6 protein-coding genes are annotated in these 4,033 nt (G+C 31.1%); all 6 read right to left on the minus strand.

The features are described from left to right. Positions 1–281: 281 nt before the first annotated feature. Positions 282–578: a hypothetical protein gene (locus tag ACFS5J_RS00240; protein ID WP_379809881.1), complete on the minus strand. Its 297-nt coding sequence runs from the start codon at positions 576–578 to the stop codon at positions 282–284. 7 nt (positions 579–585) lie between these two features. Continuing rightward, complete coding sequence (locus tag ACFS5J_RS00245; protein ID WP_379809882.1) at positions 586–900, minus strand: hypothetical protein; 315 nt, start codon at positions 898–900, stop codon at positions 586–588. A gap of 139 nt (positions 901–1,039) precedes the next feature. Beyond that, positions 1,040–1,546, minus strand: a complete 507-nt coding sequence (locus ACFS5J_RS00250; protein WP_379809884.1) for a hypothetical protein — start codon at positions 1,544–1,546, stop codon at positions 1,040–1,042. A 239-nt stretch (positions 1,547–1,785) separates the two neighbouring features. Beyond that, a complete protein-coding gene (locus tag ACFS5J_RS00255; RefSeq protein ID WP_379809885.1) occupies positions 1,786–2,304 on the minus strand; it encodes a GRAM domain-containing protein in 519 nt (172 codons plus the stop codon). Between the two features lie 217 nt (positions 2,305–2,521). Beyond that, complete coding sequence (locus ACFS5J_RS00260) at positions 2,522–3,133, minus strand: FEKKY domain-containing protein (protein WP_379809886.1); 612 nt, start codon at positions 3,131–3,133, stop codon at positions 2,522–2,524. A 160-nt stretch (positions 3,134–3,293) separates the two neighbouring features. Beyond that, on the minus strand, positions 3,294–3,911 hold the full coding sequence (locus tag ACFS5J_RS00265) for a hypothetical protein (protein WP_379809887.1): 618 nt from the start codon (positions 3,909–3,911) through the stop codon (positions 3,294–3,296). Positions 3,912–4,033 lie beyond the last annotated feature (122 nt).

Genomic DNA, 4,033 nt, shown 5'->3' on the forward strand with positions numbered 1-4,033 from the left:
GTGAATAACCACCGTCGTTATTCGGTTCTCCAAAAATAAAAATCGAGATGAAAGATATCCCATAAATTAAAATGTAATCAACAAACCCAGCTGTGAATCTATCTACAATATTCGGTTTAGTTTTAATTTTAGACATAGTATTGTTTAAATGTATGGTAACGGTCCGCGGCTATAAGTAGTGGCGCTGAGCTAAAACCAAGCCAAAACAAATATAAACTTATTTTAGAAAATTCGGAGAATTTTCGGAATATTCCAAAAATAGCCATTACTTATAACTGCTGTTAACGGCAGTTTTTATTTTCGTTTTCCTTTTCAGATTTTTCCAGATTGTCCAATTCTGGTGAAGCACTTACTCGTGACAAAAAATGAATTGTTCCTGAAGTTTTAAATTTTTTGGTCGCTAAAACGATTCCGAAAATTAAGCCAATTAAAGCAACTAAAATTCCTACTATTAAACCATAGATGCTGTCAAAATTGTAATAAATAATATATCCGATTATTAAACCAAAGAGAGTAGGAGACAGTGCTATCTGAATCCATCCAATAATTTCAGTTATTAATTCAAATATTTTATGCATTTCTTTTTTAAAAGAGATTTAAAAATTCATCTAAAAAATCACCATTAAAGTTTGTTACAATCTCGTACCAGCCGATTTGATCATTTTCAGTATTTTTTATGTTAAGTCTTGTTCTTATCGACGTTTCATTTTTGGAAATATAGAAAGAATAGTTTTCAAATTCCGGGTGAATACTTTCTCGATTCAACTCACCAAAAATTTCAGTTAGTTCGTTTACCGAATTTTGAGTAAATATATTCTCAAACAATGCAAAGGCATTACCTTTTAAATCTAGTTCTTTACATTTCTCAACAAGAATATTTCTTAATTCGGAGTTTTTCATAAAATTGCCGTTAACGTCCCGCCAGCTTTATGACGTTGCAGTAATTTTAGCCAAAAGTTTGCAAGTATAAAACTTCCCAGAGAAAATTCGGAGAATTTTCCAAACACAAACCAAGCCCCGCAATGTCATAAAACTGCTGTTAGGCGTTCGCTTTTTTTTCAGATAAGAATGGTTGACTTTTCAGTTGCTCTTCGTATCGTTCTTTACTTATGAACGGCCAATAATCAAAATCGCCCATTTTTTGCATTTCAGCGAATTCTTTTTCTCTTTCATTTCTTTTGTCTTTATAATGCTGACCAAAAGTGATTACGCTTAAGATTATATCTTTAAATGAGAACCTTATAAACGGATTTGTTGGGTCAATGTATGACCATTCATATTCATTGTCTGAGTGTAAGAATAAAATGAACCTTGCTATGTCTTTTAGTTGTTTTTCGTCAAGCTTGTATTGATCTTTCAATTTGTGTTCTTTCAGGTCACTGTATAGACACCAACTTAATTCTAACATAGGTCTAATTATAGCATCGTCAAGTTTAGCTTCTTTTGCTCTATAATATTGTTCCGGAAGCCATCCAAATGTTACATCGTCAGTTATATAGTCTTCGAATTCATCATTGGTTATTAATCCAATTGATAAATGTCTCAAATGATACGCTAATTTTTTTCGTCTTTCTATATCAATCATGTTTTTGGATTTCGTTTTTCAAAGTGACGCCTAACGGTCCGCGGCTATAAGTAGTGGCGCCGAGCCAAAACCAAGCCAATTCAAATATACCGAAAACTTTTGAATTTTCGGAAACCCGAGCACAAAGTGCGAACTGGCGCAGCAAAATTCGGAAGGTTGCCATAACTCGCCATTACTTATAACAGCTGTTGTACTGCGTTTTATTTTATACGCTCGTTTATTTTTTCAAGCCACAAATCTCTTTCATTAACTACAAAATCATATTCTTTTTCATTATCAGTTATTATTCTAAAACCATTGTCAATCAGTTTTGCTGTTTTTCTTTTAATAACTATTTTGATATCAGCATAATTAATATCAGTTTGTCCTTTTTGGATATTGATTTTATGTGATTTGAAAATTAATTTTTTATTGGTTAAGAATATTTTTCCACCAACTCCTTCAAATCCACGAAATAAATTTGCCGGTCCTTCAATTTCGATTTGTTCATCTAATTCTAACACTGGTTTTATTTTTACTTTTTTAGATAATTTTCCAGCGAATTTTTCATTAACATAAGGAAATCCAATTCCAAAAAATATACCGAAGAAAACACCTTGAAAAAGCAAACTGTTAAGTGAGTTTAGTTTTTCGTCAGAGAAAAAATTAAATGTCCAGAGTAAAAAAGAGTAAAGAATTCCAGTGCCGATTGCAAACGTGATTCGGTACTTCCAATTCATTTTAATTATTTTATTTCCTATTTCCATAATGTTTTACTTAAATGCAGTACAACGGTCCGCCGCTTGTAGCAGTTGCTTAAATTTAGCCTAAAAGTTTACAAGTACAAAACTCCTTGTGGAATTTTCGGAGACTCGAGCACAGAGTGCGAACTGGCGCAGCAAAATTCCGAACGCAAGCCAAGCCTAGCAATTGCTACAAACGGCTGTTGTACACAGTTTATTTAGTTTTCAGAAGATAACAGTCGTTATATAACTGAATATTTTTACCGTCGTAATGATCAATTTGTATTTTAAGATCATCTATAAATTCAATTTTATTTTTTGGACAAACTAATATAAATTCTCCTTTTGTGACAAGTTCTCCATTCTTATTGAAAATTGAAATTTTAGCTTTGTTTTTATGAGAATGCATATAATCAACATTAAACCAATAGCCTATTTCTTTATTCTCAATCCAAAATGCAGTTATTGGAATATTTGTGAGCTTCATAAGAGAGTCAATTTCTCTTTCATAATTTTTTTTCCAATTTGTTGAGTTTAGTTTACCTAAGTAATCATCCATTTTTGAATTGTATATTTCAATTCCATTTTGTTCAACTCTGTTTATTATGCAGCCGTAATTGATAACTTTAAATCCGTATTTTTTGCTTACTTTATTAATGTCTTCAATTGAAAGCATTGATTCACCTACAAATACAATTTGTAGTTTATTTTTAGCAATGTCATTTTTAGCTGTTAAATAATTAAATCGAGTAAAGAAACCAAAATTCCAAGATCCAAAAATAATTAAGAAAATTGTGATTGAAATGAAAATTGTTTTTTTACTCATTTTTTTCAAATTGTGTACAACGGTTTGCCGCTTGTAGCAGTTGCGTAAATTTAAGCCAAAAGATTACAAGTACAAAACTCCTCGTGGAATTTTCGGATAAAATTCCGAACACAAGCCAAGCCAAGCAATTGCTACAAACGGCTGTTAGCGGCAGACTTTGTTATCTTTGTAAACGTCCTGATTTTTCGAAAGCTTGGAGTAGTTTTGGATAATCTTCCAGATTTGTTAAAACAGGTTTCCAATCACTATAGTTGAGATTGTGAAATATTACAAATTTCGGATTTTCCAATTTTTCTTTGTCTTTATAATAATTATATCCTATGTAGTTCCAACTATATATAACACTTGAATAATTATATCTAAAATATCCTGTTAAGATTGGATTTCCGTCAACACAGATTGCAAACTGATTTATGTTTTTATCCAAAAATGATAGAGTATATTGGCCTCGTTTCGTCAAAATCAACTCGCTTCGTGAAAGATTAAATTTAAGTATATCTTTATCTTCAATAATTGGAAGCGCTTGTAAATTAGTTTTGTCGACACTAAATTTACCACCATATATCATTTGCTTTTTTATCGAATCATAGTTGTAATTTTTGTTAATCCTATTAGGGTCATAAGGCATCTTTTTAATTTTTAAATAGTTAACTAAGGGAATTCCCTCATCGGAACTTACACTATTTTCTAATAGATAAATCTCAATTTTTTCTTGTCTTTTTTTACAAGAACAAATGAATAAAGACAAAAGAATGATTATTAGAATTTTTTTAGACATAGGATGTTTAAGTTTGCCGCTAACGGTTCGCGGCTATAAGTAGTGGCGCTGAGCCAATACCAAGCCAAAACAAATATAGACTTATTTTAGAAAATTGGAAGAATTTTCGGAATAGTACTGAC

The sequence above is a fragment of the Flavobacterium chuncheonense genome, assembly GCF_042686145.1.
GTDB lineage: Bacteria > Bacteroidota > Bacteroidia > Flavobacteriales > Flavobacteriaceae > Flavobacterium > Flavobacterium chuncheonense.